This is a genomic window from Phycisphaerae bacterium (genome assembly GCA_024102815.1).
Taxonomy (GTDB): Bacteria; Planctomycetota; Phycisphaerae; order UBA1845; family UBA1845; genus JAGFJJ01.
In genome coordinates this window covers 18,630-36,437 of the sequence record JAGFJJ010000042.1, presented here as the reverse complement: position 1 = coordinate 36,437, position 17,808 = coordinate 18,630, and the positions used below count along the sequence as shown (strand labels likewise).

The window sequence follows — 17,808 nt, the reverse complement described above, 5'->3', positions numbered from 1 at the left end:
CGCTTGCAGCCGTCGTAGTCGCATTGACATCGAATCAACCTCGCTTGCCCAGCACACTTCGCAGTGGCGGTATAGGTTGCATTGCCAGACTCGTCAGCAACCAGTCCAGTCGGTAATGAATTGATTGAGATCCTCTGATTGTCCCTTCAGAACACCAAGCCAGCCACCCTCCCACGTTGGATAGGCGTTGTTTCCCGACATCGTCTTCAGCCGTTCCGGTAAGTGGTTGAACGACCACATGGGATTGCCATGCGTGTACTCGTTAGCAAGTTCGCTTAGGTCAGACGAACGAAGGTACATGAGTAGTCGACCATCGCGGGCCAAGATCAAGCGCCTCGTTGCTTGCTTGTCGAGCAACTGGCCGAATTGGAGAAGGAGATGAACAGGATCAATCCTGCGAACGGAACTACCCTCGACTCCCCGCAAGTCGAATACGACATCGTTCGTGGACAAATAGCTGCCGTAGTAAACGCGGACCATAATACCAGAGCGTGACGAGCACTTGGCGAGCTTGGTCCTCAGTTCATTGTTGCGCAATGCCACGAACCCGACCGCGCCGAGCACGACGATGCCTGCAACGATAAGAACGCTGCGTATTGTGCGTGACCGCCAGATTCTCGGCGGGCTTGTCTCAGAGAGAGCGGCGCGAGTCGCTACCGCAAACCCTTCGATCGGCGCACCGCCGACCGGTTCACTCTTTAGGGTCGCGGGCTGCTGCTTTGTATTCGCTCGTGCCGCCGCGGGTGAATTCTGGCAACCGTACGTGCCGCATCCTTCCGCTTCCTGCCAGCAGCTTGCGTGGAAGGATGAGCGACAGTGCTCACAGTTACGCACTTCATCTCCCACGGCGAGCGCTGTCTGGCAGATTGAGCAGAGTTTGCCGGCTATGAGGCGATTGGCGCGCATCCGGGCCGGGAGCACCTCGGGCAGTGACCTGCTCCTGGCGTCGGGCACCATGCTGCGCGTCGTCTCGACTGGTGATGGCCCCGGAGCCGCTGCGTGGCCGACTGCCGGGCCGTCCGCCGGAATCTGGACGACAGCATTACAGCGGGGGCATCGGCCGCGTCGTCCGGCGAACTTACGATCAACCGTTACGCTCTTCCCGCATTCGCATGTAAAGACGATCTTGTCCATTTCGTTTCCGCATCGACATCGGCGCGAACAGCGCCATACTCAATGGCCGCCAGCAGTCCCCGGCTTTGCCCGCGACTTTTCTGTGTAGGAGAAGGCGTATTGTCCAATCTGGATCGAATCACCGCTCTTCAGGCGGTGCCGACCAATCCGTTGCCCGTTGACCATCGTACCAGCGGGAGTTCCGAGATCTTCAATTTCGTACCCTCGCGTCTGCGTGTGCAATGCCGCATGACGAGGTTCCACGGACGCGTCCTTGAAGAGGTAGATGTCCGCCTTGGGAGCGCTTCCGAATACCGTCGGGTTTTTATAGATCACAAACTGCTTGCCGGTCAGCGGGCCACCTGTCACGAGTAGCCACGCATCCTTGAGCACACTTTCCACGATTCCGATCAGCACGCCCGTCGCCGCGCCAATGACGCATAGCGCGAGCATCCGACTTGCCCAGCCGGATTGCAGCGAATTGGCAATTGGGTCGAAGAGCGCCCCACCAATCAGCCCTCCAAGAAGGCCACCGATCAGGCCGTTTCGAACCTTCTTGCCCGAACGCATGGCAATACCCTGGCCTGCGCCAAGCACCATGCCGGCAAGCCCCCAGCCTGCACTGCGTGCCAGAATCTGAATAGTCTGACTGCCCTCGTCGTTCAACGATGTAAGCGACGAATAAAGGAACTGCGCGACCCCACCGGCAAGAGCGCCGCCGATGAAGCCGACACCGAGGCCGATCAAGCCCGCAGATTTTGCGGCGCTGTAGGCTCGACCGACGACGTACTCGACCGAAGACAGGGCTGCGCCGACTGCCGCGCCGATGAGACCGAACCAGATCATGGTCTCGACGTAGATGTTGATCCGTGTCTTTGTCTTGAACTCCTCCAGCACCCACTCCTGGGTTGCAGCGGATTCCTGCATCAACGAAAGGAGAGTGTAGCCCTTCGACTCAAGGTACTGGCTCAGTTCCGCTTCGATGTCGAGTCGTTGTTGGAAATAGGGAATAGGCTCGGTGACTGCCCACGCGAGGAATGCCGCCACCAAGGCCGCAAGCCCCGCGCTGAAGGCGGGGTGATACATCAGCCGCGTCATGCCACCTCTTGAGGCAGCTGTGGGAGACACTCCAGCGACCGTCCCGTAAACCCTGTGCTCAGTGCCGCTGCCGGCCCCAGTTCCGGCCTGCGTCGCTTGCTCATAATGGGCTGCTGCCTGCCGGAAGCGGCGATCTCGCTCGACTTTCTCGGCGATCTCCGGGCGATTGATGTCGTCCCAGTCGATTCTGATCTTGTCACCATCGCCCATGAAACAGTTACCTCATCGAGTTTCGACAAGCTTGCGTGCCCAGTCCGTCGCCCGGTTCATCAGTTCCCTGCACTCGGCCGGCCAGACAATCCCGCCCGCAATCCACGCAGCCAGCGCTATTATCAGAATGAACAAGACCCAGTAACCGAGGCGTAGTCGGCGAAGGCGTTTGCGTGACCAAGTCAGCTCGCTCTTGGCGGCATCTACGTCGGTGCGTAGCGCAGCAAGTACAGTTGCGAGATCAACACCCTTGGTTCCAGCGCCGGTTATCAACATACGTTCCACCTGCCCGACCCAATATCGCCGTGTCCGGGTGGGCGCGCCGTCTCGCCAGGTGAAGACACCTTCATCTCCGCTTTGCGGGTCGACGACGAATGCGATCTGCCAAGGCAAATCGAAGAAATGACGGTGGATGAACACGTCCATCTGAGAGAGGAAGATTCCGAATCCCGGATGCGTGTGATACCACCCGACGATCGCGCGCCCATCATGCTCCGAATCCATTACGCGGTGAATGTGCGCCCAAGTCTCTTGCGTGAGGGTTACCTGCACCGCTTCGTTCTTCGCATGTTCGCCACGAATCGTATGTGTCACTCTGAGAAAGGGGCCGAGCTCGTCCTTGAGAATCTCGCCGACGAGAACGCCGCACAGCTCGATGCGGTCGCTCTCCTTGGAATGAGCCATGATCGCATCATAGGGCTCTTGTGCAATATGGACGCGAAGGGGATCCCAGTCACAATCTACCGGAAAGGGAGCAATGCGAAGCTCGCCGAGCGCTATTCGGGCGGTGTCCGGCGCGGAGCTAGATTCCACCGTCATTGGGAACCCTCCTCAGTCAGCGCTCCGAGCACCGTCGATCGGTCTCCTCCAAACTCGATGTGCAGTCGGCGATCCCCATTACGTGCGGTGATAATGTCGAACAGGGGAACGCCGAGTTCGCGGAAGCTCAATTCCAGAAAGTCCTCATCTCCGTACAAGGTTGAGATGGTCTTGACCTCTCGCATCTCCTTGCAATGCGGACAACGTCCTTCGCCCTCGGTCACACGGCCGAGGGACCTGAACACGGGCTCAGATGTGCCGCATCGCGTACAATTGAGCCTAATCAGCACATCGGTGTTCAGCTCGATGACAGTATCGGGGCCAAGCTTCTCCTTTACGGCTGAAAGGAGCTCATGCAGGGCAGTCTCCGCGGTGGACTTGTTGATTGAGGATATCTTGCCGAACGCATCGTGGCTGTAGCATTCTTCCTTGCGTGAGTACTCGACGACGTACGAATCGTGCGTCAGACCGAAGAAGTGATATCCTTTCCCGGCGAGTGTCGGCAGGCCATGCAGGAGCTTGACCGCTTCTTGAACCTGAATCGCGGCAATGATGGACGCCGACGTTGGCGTCGTCGGCACCTTGCCTTCGGACATCTGTTTGCGAGTGAGCAGGGCGCACGAACGACGGTGTTCAAGTAGTCGCCAATCCTCCTTGGACATAGTGCACTCGTAGCAGGGCCCGCCGGGGGCAAAAACGCGAGCAACGCCGTCGAGCTTCTCGATGGCCCCATCGATCCATGGGCGGTTGACTTTGAAAGCGCTGCGGTTGATGGCAAGGCGGGCCTCGCGGTTGTCCAGCCCACCAATCACAAGATCAGACCACCGGAACACACCCAGACCGAGATCATAAACGGCGTTGCCGCGGAGTGGTTGGATTCTGATTTCTGGGTAGATGTTCCGTGCGGACTCCGCGACCGCCTCTGCCTTGGACCGCCCTTCGTCGCCGGCGCGAAACATGACCGAACGCGAAAGGTTGGAATGCTCGACAGTGTCGAGGTCGATGACAAACACTTGGCCCACGCCAAGGAGAGCGAGATCCTTGACGATCTCGTTGCCTAGGGCACCTGCGCCAACGACGAGAATCTTGGCGTTGTGTAGGCGCTCCTGATCCCACCAGCCGATGAGCTTGAACCGATGAAATCGGTCATTCCTTACATCGTCGAGATTCTCGATACGCAGGACGCCCTCCTTCATCTGTTTTCCTCCCGATCCGGTCACTTGTCCGATCCTGCTGCACCGATTAGGACTCGTTCAACTCCTCCAGCCTCGATCGCTGCCACAACGCGGGCAATCTGTCCGTACTTGACCTGCGCGTCGGCCAGGACGATTGCCGTGACCCCTTCGTGTTGGTCTCTGAGCGAACGAATAGAATTCACCAACGAGGCTAGTGGTACCTCCTGGCCATTCACGCTGATTGCCCCGCTTTCGGAGACCACCACGCGAATGTGCCGCGGCTCGGGAATTGCGTACTCCGGCCTGTCGTCAATCTTCGGAATCGAAACATCCAAGGGCACCACGTCGGAGCCGGCGTTTGATCCTGCGGCCGACGGCGCCCCGGCATTGAACGTCGTTGCAACGAAGAAGAAGATGAGCAGCAGGAAGACGCAGTCGACGAGCGGGGTCATATCCAACAGGCTTCTCTTGCGCCTGCGGGATCGCGTGGTCCCCAGAATCGTCGCAGCTCCAACGAGCGACGGCGGCGGCAGCTGTTCCCGGAGGAACGAGTCGAGCGCGGAATCATTGCTTGCACGAATCCAGGTCAAGCCATCATCATTCGACACCTCGTCGTCCGGATCAATCATTCCGTCCCAGGCCCAGCGCCGAAGGATCTCAGCATCAAGGGGGCCGAACGTCCGGCCGTCGCCGTGCTTTCTCAGAATCCAGGTCATACCGCCAGATCCGCGTGCTCGATGCGTATCACCCGCTCTTGGAATCTCAATTCCCGCAGTGCTGAAAGGAATGCGGAGACGTCGCGCCGAAGGCGTGGAATCGCCGCATCGATCTTCTCTTCAAATACGCCCTCAGCGATTTGGACCGGGATTGCCACGCAAAGCCCGGCGAACGTCGTAGACAAGGCAACGGCCATCCCGCCGGCAAGTGCCGACGACATTCCCATGCCCGCGCCTCTTACGACAAGAAACATCTGAATCATCCCCTGGATGGTCCCCAGCAGACCAAGCAACGGTGCCACGCGTCCGACAGTCGCCAGAAGGCTCAACCTTCGATACATTCGGGGGAGCGCTGAAACCTGCATCTCCTCTTCGACGATCGCCTGCACGACCGTCAAATCGGACCGCGTCCTTCCAGTGGATTCCACCTCATGCACGAGGGCCGGGGCGACGACGCTCGCGCTGATGTCGGTTGACCCTTGGCACTCCCGCAGTGCCGCAGAAACATCGAGCCGCCGCAGATGTTGCGTTATCGCCGACACCACTTCTGAGGGATCGGAGAGCATTCGCCGGTATGCGACTGCGCGTTCGATGATGAGAATAGCGGCCGCTACTCCGCAGGCCGCGATCGGCACCATCAACACGCCGCCTCGCGTTAGCCAATAGAGCGTGTCCACCATTCCGATTACCTCGCACATTAAGGCGCCGAATATCGACGCGGTGCTGGCGACGCGTTTAACAGACGACCTGTCCCGCTGTGATCTCAGGCACAAGCCGCAAGATGTCTCCGTTCGCCACGGACGCCCCGGCGAGCGTGTCCTCATCCTGAAGCTGTTTCCCTGACGCCTTGTGGTGGAACTTGTACGACATTGGCGCTCCATCCGGCCCGTTTCGGGGTAGATTCATCCGTTCGACGAGCACGGCCATAATCTTGTCCACCGGCGCGTCGTCGGGAAGCTCGGCATTCTGTCGCTTGTTTCCCGTGCTGCCCCAAATCTCGACATTAACCATGCCCATGTTCGTTTCACCGTTTTGTCATTCTCAGGCCCTACCACTTTGGCAGAGATTTCACCGAACGCTGACTCCGTATTTCGCCGCCCGGTTGAAAGTCGATAGTTTCGTCATGCCTTGGCCCGTGACGACCTCATTCTTTTGCCCACCAATTATCACTCCAAATTTGTAATCGGATTCCAGCTCGTACCCCTCCTCGTCATAGAGCGTAAGGATGACGGAGAGTGACACCGGCGAGGCTGTCCGATTCGTAACCGTCGCCTTCCAGGAGTAGGTACACAAATCGAGTGACGGGGTTGTGTCAACGAGCTTAACGCCGATGTCGCTGATGTCGATCGGTTTGTCCCTCGCCTCCTTCTCCCGCCGCTCCTGTTCCTGCCACTGCGCCAGTTCCCGCTGTCTGGCTTCCTCTTTCTGCTGCTGCTCCAGTTCATCCCGTCGTCGTTTGTCGCGCTTTGACTGCTCACGCTGGCGGGCTTCCTCTCGCTCACGGGCGAGTTCGGCGGCCAACTTCGACTCAAGCTCGCCGCATCGGTTCTTGGCTGTTTCGACGACTTGCTTGAGTTCCGGGTCGTGGACCTGACGTTTTCCAACTAGGCGATTGAGTTCCTCGTACTTTGACAGCGCTGCCCTTTGGTCTGTTGTGTCAAGTCGATTAGCCTCGGCAGCGAGCGTGTGAATCTTCGCAGCGTTGTCCAGCTCCCATGTATCCTCTGTGGCATGCCCAACGAGGATGGCGCCGATGACCACCCCTCCAACGGAAAGGAGGCTGAGAACAACGCCCATTGCCAGCCGGTTCATCGCGATGGCGGCGGTGTCGATCGCGGCCGCCCGGTCTGCGATGCTTGTCGCTGGCTTCGGTGTCCGCTGGGCTGCCGCAACAACAGCGACGCATTCGTTGCAGATTAGCTCGTTTCGGAATTGCTTGGCGGTCTTCGCGGTCAGTAGTTCTTTGCAGAATGCGCAGTGCCTTGGGTCGCCTGGACCCGGCGGGTCCGGCACGCCAGATTGTTTCTCTCGCGGCACGGCCATGCAACGGCACCTCCAACCCGTACGGGCGCCCGGGTCACGAGCGAGAGCCCCGTTTCCAAGCCCCAGGTCGACATCATATCGTCGTTGCCCCGAGCCAACCGAGGTGCGCCCAGCGCAGATTACGGGCTGTGGAGACCCAGTTAAACTTGGGCACCATTCAGACCCGCGACTCACAACACGATGATAAAGCGGAGAAAACGCTGAAGCAACGGACTTCGGGTCGGCCCCGTGGGCCCATGGGAGTGAAAACGGGAATTTTGGATAGAATAAATAGACATTGAGTTCATCCCTAAAAGGCAGCCGCTTGGGCGTCGAGCCGAGATGCCACCAGCTGCGAATAGTCGCGGGCGATGAGCAGCCAAGGGATGCTGGATGTGAAGGGTGGCTGAGTAAAAGGGGGCGGTGTTGTTGCAATTAGGCTCGACCGAATGGTGCACCGTTTTCATTCTGAGCAAGAGTTCTTGTCTGAATAAGGGATGTCCGCCAGATAGCACATCAATTGATCGAACAGCCCCGTTCGCACAATCTTGTGAACGCTACTTCCGTCGTAGGCCACGTAGGGCTGTTTGCTATTCCTGGGTGTGTACATGACTTCGTGGAAAAGAACGACGCGATCCAACAACCGTGAATGTTCATTATCATAGATGTTGGCCACGATTCGGCCGAGGCAATATCGAACACCCTTTTGGCTGCTCGATTCGAGGCTAACGCTCAACTCCAATTGACAGTCGAGCGCCTGCATTGTTTCAGGCCGCACCCAACCAATCGACTCGAACCTTCCCGAATCCTTGGCCTGGCTGATGAATGCTTCCGCGGTGTCGCGGGCTGCACGGTAAGCCGATTGTTCTGCGAGCATCGGGTCAAAATCCCGATCATGCTTTTGGGCGGGTCGGACTGGAGCGGGTAGGTCAACGGCAACCCCCACGCGCAGCGGCCGGTCATGCGGTAGATTCCTGACGGCCTTGATGTCCGTGGGTGTTCGTGAATAGCATGCCAAGGTCTTGGGTCTGCTGCATTGCAGGCCGATCGCCGCTGCAAATATCGAAGTTGCCAATACGGCCACTTCGCGTCGTCCGCTTGGAGACGACGGCCGCGTGCCACGATAGCGTACTCGTTTGTTCACAATGATTCCCTCAGCTCTTGCGGGCCACGAAGGTCAACGTATTCTCGCTCGATCGTCCAGCGTCCAGCTTGAGGTTCGGTAGCTGCGTTTGCCGAGTAGCCCGCAAGATCAAATCACCCATCCCGCCTTGCAACTCGACCGTGAATTCTCCTTGACCGGTACTGAAGCTCCGGAACACCGTCCGGGAACCCGGAAACTCCGTCTCAATCCAGTGCATCAACTCGAGAATGCACTCGTTGTTGGGAGCCTGTAACACTCGAACGGTCGCGATTGTGATTCGCCCGGCAGCATCGCCCAGTCGGAGACACATCTTGGACGCCAGGGCGGCGGCTCCGCACTCGCAAGCGTCGCGCAGTGCTTGTCCGAGGGCGACTTCGCCAACGACTTCACTTCGAGGCGGCGTGACTGTGGCAATCACGCTGCCGTCATTGATTCGCACCGCGCGCCCTGTCAGCGCGATGGTGATGATGGAAGAGGTGCTCGCCGATCCTTCGGCCGATGATGTAGCGGTTCGCCCCTGGACAGCAACCTCAGTTCGCAAAGAAACGTCGTTCCTCGAAGGTGTTCCGTGCCGCAGAACGCGTACATCGAACAACACGGCAATGTCCGCCAAGTTCCTGTCGCGGAGGGCTTGAAGGAACGACTCATCGCCGCCGCTTCCGACCGTGCGCGCCTCCCGTTCAAGTTGTTCGCGCGCTACGCCCAGATTGATGATCCGAACAGCGGGGGAGATTGCTGCGAAGGCGTCCATGAAATGGTCTTCCACCGCGGCGCGATCAACCGGAACCGCCATTCGCTCGGCCGAGGGAAGCCCCACTGCATCAGATGTGGCGGTCAAGCCCTCGCCAGCTGGGTCCTGTCTCGCAGCGCCCTGCCCAGTAGCTACGACAACGGCATTGGGAGAGTCCTTCACCTCGACCTTCGGAGCGACATCGTCCGGACCCGCCGCCGGACCGCTGCCGACCGAGGGTGCCCGCGTATCAGCCACAATACTGGCGGCGGTGTTGGCGACAAACGTCAACCGCGGAGATCCGGCGCTCCGGTAGGCGAGATCAAAGCAATCTCGGGCCGCCAACGTGTCTGTTTCACACGGGGTTAGTTCCCGCCGGTACACGGGTTCGCGTTCAGGAATCGGAGGAGATTCCGGTTGGCGCGGCGGCACGTGAACTATCGGATCCTCATACTCGGGACGGTTACACCCCAAGAGGCCGACAGTACCTAGGAGAAATGTCGTGACGACGGCTTGTCGAACGTAACGTGTCGTTGGGGGTATCATGGCTTGCCGATGTCCTGTGGGTAGTTGACGTACACTCGAAAATCATCCGCTGGAACCAAGCTGTTGGCCTGATACGTCATGCGTCGGCGAGGTTCGAGAACGAAGGGCTCCCACGCCGTGGAATCGACCAATCTGCCGCCCGCGGCAAATTCCCCGGAATAGAAATCGGTCTTGATGTAAACTGTTCGAGACGTGTGCTCGTCCAGGGAATGCAATTGAGCCGCAACCCGGAGGATGTTTCCTTCACCACGGTCGACTTGAAAATCGCGAAGGTAAACATTCTTCTTAAGCCAAGGGTAGTTGTAAATCACATGGGATACATCTTCGGTCCGGGTCGTGCCTTCCATCGGCGAGTGGGCCTGACGCGTAGCGCTGCATCCGACCAGGATCTGAGTCCCAATCGAGAGAACCAATGCGCAGGCTGTTCGTGACAACGAGAAGTTCATCGCAGTCCCGCCTCCTCAGGGTATCCCAATTCAATGACGAAATCGTCCGCCGGCTCCAGGCTCGAGCATGAATATTCGACCGGCTTACCCGGGGTCATGGCCAGTTCCGCCCAAGCTGATGTGTCCACCAAGTTCTGGCGGCTGCCTCGGTAGAAAAGCGTACGCGCGACGACTCTGTAACCATCAAGTTTCCCGGGCTCCAAGGCACTCGCCGTAACGGTGGCGTCCAGTTCGTAAAGCCCGGATGATGGATTAACACGATTCCGAGTCACTTCGGCCTTCACGTTCTTCTCAAGCCAGCGGCCCATGACACGGACCGATTGATTCTCTGCGAGGGACTTGTCGGCGGCTCGGCAACCGTGCAACAACACTAAGGAAGCTGATGCGACGGCAACCGCCAACGAGGTCGCTTGACTTCGACATGTGCTTCTTCGATTGCTCGCCATCAGCGGTTCTCCGGCTCGGTGTTTCTCATGGCGCTTCTTGACTGGTCGCCGCTGATTGCGGCTCCGGTGCTACAGAGGACTCGGAGTCAATAGACGACCGGGTGCGAACGACATAGGGCGGAAGCTCGCTCAGATTGTCAATATACACCTGCTTCTTGGGGGCCGAAGATGCACACCCGCCCACCGCGACCAGAAATTGAAGCGCGCAAATCAAGGCTGCGATCCGTCGCCGGGCTCGAATCTCCGCTTTCCTCCGATTCATAAGGCCCTCATTTCATTTCTCTGGGACCCGCCTGGGAAGGAGCTCGTAGCTGCGGGTCTCTGAATCCGCAACAGAGGAAACGTCGCCATTGAAATTCTCAGCAAGAAAGACGGTGTTCAATCCGACGTCGGGCACGACAACGTCTTCGGAAAGAGTGTGTCTGGGCGCAAGTGGGCTGCCGCCGGGGGCATATTCCCACCCCGACCAATCAGACAGGTACGCCCGTTCGTCGCCTTGAATCGCTCCTGGAAAGTACGCCGGCCAACCCTGTTCGCGAACGGGGATGTTTCTTCCCGACGCGACCAACTCGAGGTTGTGCGTGCCCGAAGGTACATGGCCGATCCACAGATGGATGGAATTGGGGAGAAGCCCCCACTGCCGCACGTCGGCTTCTTCCTGGTTGACTGCCTGGATGAGCACGCCAATGTACTGGATCCCGTACGAGCCATGCTGCTGCAGGATTTCGCCAAAGGTCTCAACCCCGCCCTTTTTCTCCTGCGCGATGTCCTTCGCCGACGGTCCACGACCAGCTGCCTGACCGAACAGATTGAGCGCCGAAGTCAACGCACCGACGTAGCGATCGTCGACAAACATGTCGACCTTATGAACGGGCTCGCTGGGGCGCAGATACGCGTCATGAACAAAGTGTGCCTTGTTGTAGCCCATCGGGCCGGTCTTGACTTTTCGCGGACGACAGCCGTTCGCGGACACAACGAGGAGATTGGCGGATCGCAAATCATCGAACGAAAGTGCGAACGCCTTTCCCGGGTCGGACGGGTAAAGTGGAGAAAGAAAAACGTTCGGATAGGAATAGCGCCCCTCGCTGCCGGTCCAGGTCCTCGTGCCCGCGGTGACCGGTGCAGCCTCTGCCGCCTCTCGAAGCTCCGCATAGACTCGCCTGAACTCGTCGTAGCTCCTTCGCGCCCGAGACAAGCGCCCATCCTGAATATAGCAGAGCGTGCGAAGAAGATACGCGGCTAGGAAGTCACGCTGATAGACGCTGCCACCTTGTTGTGAATATCGCTCGTTGGGCTGAAACGCCAAACCATTCTTCGTCGAGGTTCCTTCGTATCCGGTAACGGCCCCTTTGCTAAACCTGTCCGTCGAAATCGCGCGGTCGAAGGCTACGCGCGCGTTATCAAAATCGCCCAATCGCATGAGCGCGATGCCGTGCAGGAGTTCGATGGTTGCTCGCTCGTAGGCCTCACCTTGCCAAGTCTTGAGAGACTCCGCGAATGTGAGGCTGGCCTCGCCCCCCGCCTTGTCGAGCGCCAAATCATTGGTCAGTAGGATCGCCTCGTAAAAGTATCGCTGGGCCTCTTCGTATCGCCCGCTGGCCAGACAAGCGGACGCATAGTCGAGCAGCGTCACGCCCGCATCCTTCGCCCTTTTTCGCATCGGCTTGGCCAGCTCCGCTTGTACCTTGGGCTTGAGATTGTCGGCAACCAGTCGATAAGCACAATTACCCCACGAATACGCGGGAGGTGGCGGCTGCTTGGGCGTCGATGCACAACCTCCGAAGCCCAATCCGCAGCTCAGTGCCGCGAGAGCGGCGAAGATCCCACTGGGCCTGAAGGGCAATCTGCCCGGGTGCCACAATGCCCTCACGCGCAGTCCTCCTAATTCTGGAAATCCCGGGTTGAATACGAAGCCGCGGAAACGACATCATTCTGCCAGGCGATCTCGGCACTCTTCGCGTCAACGAGGTAGAAAGTCATCTGGAGTTCAACAACATCGCGATTGTTGAGTCTGCCTCGCTTGTCCGCCACTTGGACGACCTTGTCCAGGGATGAAAACGTCGCTCCGAGCAAGTAGTCAACGTCTTGGTCAGCGCCCTTGCCTCTAACCAGGGAGTCTTGTCCTTCCTCGTCGAGATGCCATCCGGCTAGCTCTTCCCGGAGGCGCTGTTCGACCTTTTCGTCCACGAACTTCACGCGTTCTTTCAACGCTTGTTGGAGCTGCGTTCGCATTCGCTCCAGGTATGCTGATCGTCCCTTCTGAAAGAAGTACTGGTTTGTGTCGTTCTCGACCTTCACGAACGCGATGCGAGGAGCGGCGCCGGTGTGCAGCATTTCGCCGTTTCGTACAAGATCGCGGGCCATCAGATCGGCCACGCGTGACATCTCTACGTCTGACAGAAATGAGCCGGTTATCAGTTCCTTTCGACCGGAATCCTTGGGCGTGGACGCGCATCCAGTCATCGCGCTGACCAAGATGACCGCCCCAATGTATTGCCCTGCACGTTCGCGCCCTATCCTCATCTTTTCGCTTCCTGGTTGCCACGCGCTACTGCGGCGTCACAGTCTTTACGAGATAGTCGTTTCGCCAATAACTCTCGCCGGACTCGGCGTCCGTGAGGTCAAACGTCATGAGCATTTCGATCATTCGCTTCCCGGCAGCGGCTTTGTCGTTTGCGTGATAGACGCCAGACAAGAAATAATCCACACCGTGCAAGTCGTTGAGCCCACGGCTGGACAATTCGCCGGACCTTTTTCCCGCCCGCTGTTCGTCAATCGCTCGGCGAACACCTTCGCGCATGGTGACGAACTTGGCTGTGCTCCCGCTTTCCTGAGCGTTTGCCCTAAGGCTGCGGAATATGATTGTCTGCACCCGATCGAGTACCATATCAGCGCTTCCGCCAACGAAAGGCTCGTTCGTGTGATTTTCGATGCTTACGATCCCAATTCGAACAGGTGGGTCAGGACGTCGCAGAAGGGGATCCGTAATTAGGTCTCGTGCCATCCGTTGGGCGCAGGACTCCAAATCGCCCGGGCGCAGCCCCCAGACATCGCTGGTGCCCATGCCGCGGCCGACCGCGGGCGGCGGGGTCGGATCGTGGCATCCAAGAAATGTGCACGCGCCAATCACCAGTAGCCCGTACATGGCGATCGAACCCGCGGCTTGCGTCCGAATACTACCCCACGGAAAGAAAGCCAAGTTTCTTTGGAGAAGGTGGTCAGGCATGAGTGTCTCGCATTCGACTCGACGAGGGCAGTTGAGCCGTACTCTGGTCTGATGTTCAGAAGGTTTACTGACACTTGACCAGATGTCAAGCGGGGAGGATCACCCCAATAGCGCGATTCCGAATACACCCGGGCAGCGCTTTCCGCCGATTCTCGATGGTCTTCAAATGACAATACCTCTACGAACTGCATCGCAGTTCACGACTTCTGACCGCAACAACATAACCTAAGGCGCCGGAATCAGTTATGTGTTCCCGGAGGGCGGTTCCAATGTTCGTCGAGCTGGACGTTGTCGAGAGCCGTCATCGAGCTTAAAGGACTCTGCCGCTGGGTGTGGAATGTGTCCTTCGATGCGGCTGATGCGCGGGACATCGTGGCCAACCACGCCGGCGGTTTGGAAGAACAGTCAGCCTCGCCACCAGCCGAATACTGTATCTGCCGCCTGACCGTTGGCAGGTTGGCCTCGTAGCGCTCTTGCGTCTCCGGGTTCACTCTGCTGACCGGGCGAAGTAGACAAGCAGCTCTGGTGCTCGGAATCCAGCGCCCGGTAACCGGGATGCGGCAACGCGTTCGATTCTTGCGATCATGCCCGACCGCGTGGAGCCCGTTATGCCAAAGCAGCGCGCGGACGAACTTCTTTCTCCCGCCGATCGTCGGCGCGAGGTCGCATCGATCTTCGCCAAGGGCGTTGTCCGGCGCGACGTATCCCGCTTTGGGCCCTTCCCGGGCAAGGCTACGACTGCTGATAGACGGCCTTCGGAAGCTATCGTATCTTCCCGCCATGGCGCAACCGTCAACGCCGGCCGAGTTCGTTGCCAAGTGGTCCGAAATCAAGCTTTCGGAGCGCGCCGCAAGCCAGGAACACTTCCTCGACCTTTGCCGCCTTCTGGGTCAGCCGACGCCAGCCGAACACGACGCTACCGGGGCGGAGTACACCTTCGAGAAAGGCGTAGCGCCAGCCGGCGGAGCCTCCCGAGGTTCGGCCGGGGAACGTGGCTTTGCTGACGTCTGGTGGCGCGGCAAGTTCGCATGGGAGTACAAGCGCCGCGGCAAGTACAGGGACCTGAAGGATGCCTACCGGCAACTTTGCCAGTACCGCGAGGCGCTCGAAAATCCGCCCCTATTGATCGTCTCGGACATCGAGCGAACCGAGATTCACACGAACTTTACGGGCACGGTCAAGCAGGTCCACGAGATCGCTCTTGCCGACCTGGACAAGCCGGAATCGCTCGACCTCCTCCGCCGCATCTTCACCGATCCGGCGTCATTCAAACCAACGGTCACGCCGGAGTCCGTAACCCGAGACATCGCCACGCAGTTCTCGACGATCGCCAAGTCACTTCGGCAGTTCGGGCACGATGCCCACACCGTCGCCCACTTCTTGATGAAGTGCATGTTCTGCCTTTTCGCCGAGGACGTGGAGCTCCTCCCAAAGGATCTGTTTGGAAATCTGATTCGTCGGTACCAAAAAGACCCCGCCAAGCTGACCGATCGACTCACCGAGCTATTCGCCACCATGCGCACCGGCGGCGATTTCGGCGCCGAACCCATTGACTTTTTCAACGGCGGCCTGTTCGACGACTCGGCCGCCCTGCGTCTTACCTCGCACGACATCGCCAAACTACTGATTGCCTCCCAATCAGACTGGGGCAGCGTCGAACCGGCCATCTTCGGTACTTTGTTCGAACGTTCCCTTGATCCGAACACGCGGGCACAGATCGGCGCCCATTACACCAGCCGCGACGACATCATGCTCGTCGTCGAGCCGGTGATCATGGCCCCGCTCCGCCGGGAGTGGGAGGCGGTCAAGGAAGGAATCAACGCGCAGCTCAAGCGCCGTCGCAAGGGAAAGGCCGATGCGAAGAGGAGGGCCGACAAGGCCATTGCCGATGCGTTGCATGCCTTCGTGCAACGGCTGGCCACGATTCGTATTCTCGACCCGGCCTGCGGGTCCGGGAACTTCCTGTACGTGGCCATCCAGCAACTCCTCGACCTGGAGAAAGAGGTTACGACGTTCGCCGCCCGACCGGACATCGCACTCTCGTTGCTACCCCAGGTCCGGCCCACACAGCTTCACGGCATCGAGATCAATCCCTACGCCGCGGAGCTCGCCCAGGTAGTGATCTGGATCGGATACCTGCAATGGATGCGCGACAACGGCTTCAACGTCCCGCGCAACCCGATCCTGGAACCGCTGCAATCCATCGAATGCCGCGACGCGATTCTCGATCGGTCCGATGCGGAAAACCCCAAACCCGCCGTTTGGCCGGAGGCCGAGTTCATCATCGGAAACCCGCCATTTCTGGGCAGTCGCAAGGCTCGCCTGGAATTGACTGACTCATACGTGGATTTGCTTCAAAGGGTCTACCGGGATCAGTTGCCAGAGGGCGCGGACCTGTGCTGCTACTGGTTCGAAAAATCGCGCGAGTTTGTCGAGGAATGGGATGGTCTGCGTTGCGGCCTCCTCGCAACACAGGGGATTCGCGGCGGGTCGAACAGACATGTCTTGGATCGTATCAAGCAGAGTGGGGAAATCTTCCTTGCTTGGTCCGATCTGGAATGGGCACTCGATGGGGCGATGGTTCACATCTCCATTATTGGATTCGATTCCGGAAATGAGTCAGTGCGAACGCTTGATGGCGTTTCGGTGACGATCATCAACGCGGACCTGTCGGCGGGTGTTGACCTGACAGTCGCCGGGCGGCTCGCGGAGAACGAGGGTGTCAGCTTCCAGGGCACGATCAACAGCGGTGAATTCGATGTTTCTTATCACGACGCTTTGTCCATGCTACGAGATCCCAACCCAACGGTACATCGAAACGACGAGGTCATCCGCCCTTGGGTTAACGGTACCGATATTACTCGACGTAATCGTGGACGTTGGATAATCGACTTCGGAGTTGGCCGGAGCGAAACCGAGGCCTCCGCCTTCCACGCACCATTCGAGAAAGCCGCTGGTTCCATTCGAACGATGCGCGATGAACTGAAAGATGGTAAACCCAAGTATGCACACTCATCCGTTTATCCATTCTGGCAGCTTTGGTGTCCAAGACCGGAAATGCGGGCAGCCCTGGCGGACAGATTGCGTTATGTTGCAACTCCGCGCGTGACCAAGCATAGGTTATTCGTGTGGCTGAGTCCTGCCGTGCTATCTGATGCGCAATTGATCGCGTTCGCGCGATCCGACGATTACTTCTTCGGTCTTCTGCAAAGTTCTATTCACGAACTATGGGCCCGGCGACGTGGGACGCAGCTCCGCGAGGCCGAATCGGGGTTTCGATACACACCGACGACTTGCTTCGAGACTTTTCCCTTGCCTTGGCCTCCTGGGAAGGAGCATGAGAACGACGAGGCGTATTCCCGAATCGCCGAAGCCGCAAAGGAACTGGACGAGCACCGTGAGCGCTGGCTCAACCCGCCGGAATGGATCGACCCCATCGCGGCGCGCGCCGATGCCCAGGACGATTTCCGCGACGTGCCCGAGCAAGCTCGGGAGCTGATCCGCCACTCGGCCATCATGGCCCGCGCCGCCAAGGACCCTAAGCTCAAGAAGCGCACGCTGACCAACCTCTACAACCAACGGCCGACGTGGCTGAAACTCGCCCACGAGAAACTCGACCGGGCCGTCATCGCCGCCTACGCGAAAACTGATCCCGGCGGCAATTGGCAGGAGGATTGGGCGGAAGTCTGGGCCGAGACCGGCGCCGGCTCACCCCTTCCCGCGGGTCACGCCTTGGCCGTACGCCGAAAAGAGATAGACCAGCTCGTCCTTGGGAACTTGTTGCGGATGAACCTGGAACGATCGAAATAGCTCTTCGAGGCGACCCGGCCTGTCCCCAGATGAGGCACCGGATCCGTCGGCAGTCAGCCGACCGACCACGGCCCGCCGGCGATTCTTTACGGCGAGAGTTGCTGCCAGGGTTACTTTCGGGGAGGTTCTTGTCCGGTCGCGAGCGCCACGACCAGCCGGTTCACGGCTACCACCCGCCCCGAGAGAACTCGCCCAAGCCGCTCCTAACGCGTTTATTTTCAAGAGTTTACGAGTGCCGAGCCGCTGCCGGCCGGCAGGCGAGAACGCCAGTTCGGGTCGGCGTTGACGCCCAGCGGTCGCCCCGGCC

At 59.1% G+C, this 17,808-nt stretch carries 16 protein-coding genes; 1 reads left to right on the top strand and 15 read right to left on the bottom strand.

Annotated features, from left to right (window positions below):
• Positions 1–93: 93 nt before the first annotated feature.
• The 15 genes from J5J06_09430 to J5J06_09360 all read right to left on the bottom strand — a co-directional run bounded on the left by J5J06_09430 (position 94) and on the right by J5J06_09360 (position 13,610).
• The gene (locus tag J5J06_09430; GenBank protein ID MCO6437293.1) at positions 94–1,134 is read right to left on the bottom strand and encodes a hypothetical protein; all 1,041 of its coding nucleotides are present in this window, start codon (positions 1,132–1,134) and stop codon (positions 94–96) included.
• Positions 1,135–1,173: 39 nt separating this feature from the next.
• Entirely contained in the window at positions 1,174–2,421 is a 1,248-nt protein-coding gene (locus tag J5J06_09425) for an FHA domain-containing protein (GenBank protein MCO6437292.1), read from the bottom strand.
• Between the two features lie 12 nt (positions 2,422–2,433).
• Positions 2,434–3,240: a Mov34/MPN/PAD-1 family protein gene (locus tag J5J06_09420; protein MCO6437291.1), complete on the bottom strand. Its 807-nt coding sequence runs from the start codon at positions 3,238–3,240 to the stop codon at positions 2,434–2,436.
• Positions 3,237–4,436 (bottom strand): ThiF family adenylyltransferase, encoded by a 1,200-nt coding sequence (locus tag J5J06_09415; protein MCO6437290.1) that lies wholly within the window; start codon positions 4,434–4,436, stop codon positions 3,237–3,239. Before J5J06_09415 ends, J5J06_09420 begins: the two co-directional genes overlap by 4 nt.
• A 20-nt stretch (positions 4,437–4,456) precedes the next feature.
• Positions 4,457–5,131: a biopolymer transporter ExbD gene (locus J5J06_09410; GenBank protein MCO6437289.1), complete on the bottom strand. Its 675-nt coding sequence runs from the start codon at positions 5,129–5,131 to the stop codon at positions 4,457–4,459.
• On the bottom strand, positions 5,128–5,811 hold the full coding sequence (locus tag J5J06_09405) for a MotA/TolQ/ExbB proton channel family protein (GenBank protein MCO6437288.1): 684 nt from the start codon (positions 5,809–5,811) through the stop codon (positions 5,128–5,130). Before J5J06_09405 ends, J5J06_09410 begins: the two co-directional genes overlap by 4 nt.
• A gap of 55 nt (positions 5,812–5,866) precedes the next feature.
• Positions 5,867–6,148, bottom strand: coding sequence for an EsaB/YukD family protein (locus J5J06_09400; GenBank protein ID MCO6437287.1), 282 nt, complete (start codon positions 6,146–6,148; stop codon positions 5,867–5,869).
• Positions 6,149–6,199: 51 nt separating this feature from the next.
• Positions 6,200–6,928 (bottom strand): hypothetical protein, encoded by a 729-nt coding sequence (locus J5J06_09395; GenBank protein ID MCO6437286.1) that lies wholly within the window; start codon positions 6,926–6,928, stop codon positions 6,200–6,202.
• A gap of 688 nt (positions 6,929–7,616) precedes the next feature.
• Positions 7,617–8,030: a hypothetical protein gene (locus J5J06_09390; protein MCO6437285.1), complete on the bottom strand. Its 414-nt coding sequence runs from the start codon at positions 8,028–8,030 to the stop codon at positions 7,617–7,619.
• A gap of 277 nt (positions 8,031–8,307) precedes the next feature.
• Positions 8,308–9,318, bottom strand: a complete 1,011-nt coding sequence (locus J5J06_09385; protein MCO6437284.1) for a hypothetical protein — start codon at positions 9,316–9,318, stop codon at positions 8,308–8,310.
• 251 nt (positions 9,319–9,569) lie between these two features.
• Positions 9,570–10,019 carry a hypothetical protein gene (locus J5J06_09380; GenBank protein ID MCO6437283.1) on the bottom strand — a complete coding sequence of 150 codons (450 nt, stop codon included), beginning with the start codon at positions 10,017–10,019 and terminating at the stop codon, positions 9,570–9,572.
• Positions 10,016–10,327: a hypothetical protein gene (locus J5J06_09375; protein ID MCO6437282.1), complete on the bottom strand. Its 312-nt coding sequence runs from the start codon at positions 10,325–10,327 to the stop codon at positions 10,016–10,018. The genes J5J06_09380 and J5J06_09375 overlap by 4 nt, the downstream gene beginning before the upstream one ends.
• Before the next feature lie 412 nt (positions 10,328–10,739).
• On the bottom strand, positions 10,740–12,335 hold the full coding sequence (locus tag J5J06_09370) for a hypothetical protein (GenBank protein ID MCO6437281.1): 1,596 nt from the start codon (positions 12,333–12,335) through the stop codon (positions 10,740–10,742).
• A gap of 11 nt (positions 12,336–12,346) precedes the next feature.
• Positions 12,347–12,988 (bottom strand): hypothetical protein, encoded by a 642-nt coding sequence (locus J5J06_09365; protein ID MCO6437280.1) that lies wholly within the window; start codon positions 12,986–12,988, stop codon positions 12,347–12,349.
• Between the two features lie 25 nt (positions 12,989–13,013).
• Positions 13,014–13,610 carry a hypothetical protein gene (locus tag J5J06_09360; protein MCO6437279.1) on the bottom strand — a complete coding sequence of 199 codons (597 nt, stop codon included), beginning with the start codon at positions 13,608–13,610 and terminating at the stop codon, positions 13,014–13,016.
• Between the two features lie 861 nt (positions 13,611–14,471).
• Here J5J06_09360 and J5J06_09355 point away from each other — a divergent pair.
• Positions 14,472–17,501, top strand: a complete 3,030-nt coding sequence (locus tag J5J06_09355) for a class I SAM-dependent DNA methyltransferase (GenBank protein ID MCO6437278.1) — start codon at positions 14,472–14,474, stop codon at positions 17,499–17,501.
• Positions 17,502–17,808: the final 307 nt, after the last annotated feature.

Excerpts from the sequence above, each read along its gene's own strand:
- J5J06_09400 (MCO6437287.1), bottom strand. The coding sequence starts at position 6,148 with ATGGGCATGGTTAATGTCGAGATTTGGGGCAGCACGGGAAACAAGCGA.
- J5J06_09420 (MCO6437291.1), bottom strand. The coding sequence starts at position 3,240 with ATGACGGTGGAATCTAGCTCCGCGCCGGACACCGCCCGAATAGCGCTC.
- J5J06_09365 (MCO6437280.1), bottom strand. The coding sequence starts at position 12,988 with ATGAGGATAGGGCGCGAACGTGCAGGGCAATACATTGGGGCGGTCATC.
- J5J06_09425 (MCO6437292.1), bottom strand. The coding sequence starts at position 2,421 with ATGGGCGATGGTGACAAGATCAGAATCGACTGGGACGACATCAATCGC.
- J5J06_09360 (MCO6437279.1), bottom strand. The coding sequence starts at position 13,610 with ATGTACGGGCTACTGGTGATTGGCGCGTGCACATTTCTTGGATGCCAC.
- J5J06_09390 (MCO6437285.1), bottom strand. The coding sequence starts at position 8,030 with ATGCTCGCAGAACAATCGGCTTACCGTGCAGCCCGCGACACCGCGGAA.
- J5J06_09355 (MCO6437278.1), top strand. The coding sequence starts at position 14,472 with ATGGCGCAACCGTCAACGCCGGCCGAGTTCGTTGCCAAGTGGTCCGAA.
- J5J06_09430 (MCO6437293.1), bottom strand. The coding sequence starts at position 1,134 with ATGGACAAGATCGTCTTTACATGCGAATGCGGGAAGAGCGTAACGGTT.
- J5J06_09380 (MCO6437283.1), bottom strand. The coding sequence starts at position 10,019 with ATGAACTTCTCGTTGTCACGAACAGCCTGCGCATTGGTTCTCTCGATT.
- J5J06_09410 (MCO6437289.1), bottom strand. The coding sequence starts at position 5,131 with ATGACCTGGATTCTGAGAAAGCACGGCGACGGCCGGACGTTCGGCCCC.
- J5J06_09415 (MCO6437290.1), bottom strand. The coding sequence starts at position 4,436 with ATGAAGGAGGGCGTCCTGCGTATCGAGAATCTCGACGATGTAAGGAAT.
- J5J06_09375 (MCO6437282.1), bottom strand. The coding sequence starts at position 10,327 with ATGGGCCGCTGGCTTGAGAAGAACGTGAAGGCCGAAGTGACTCGGAAT.
- J5J06_09405 (MCO6437288.1), bottom strand. The coding sequence starts at position 5,811 with ATGGTGGACACGCTCTATTGGCTAACGCGAGGCGGCGTGTTGATGGTG.
- J5J06_09395 (MCO6437286.1), bottom strand. The coding sequence starts at position 6,928 with ATGGGCGTTGTTCTCAGCCTCCTTTCCGTTGGAGGGGTGGTCATCGGC.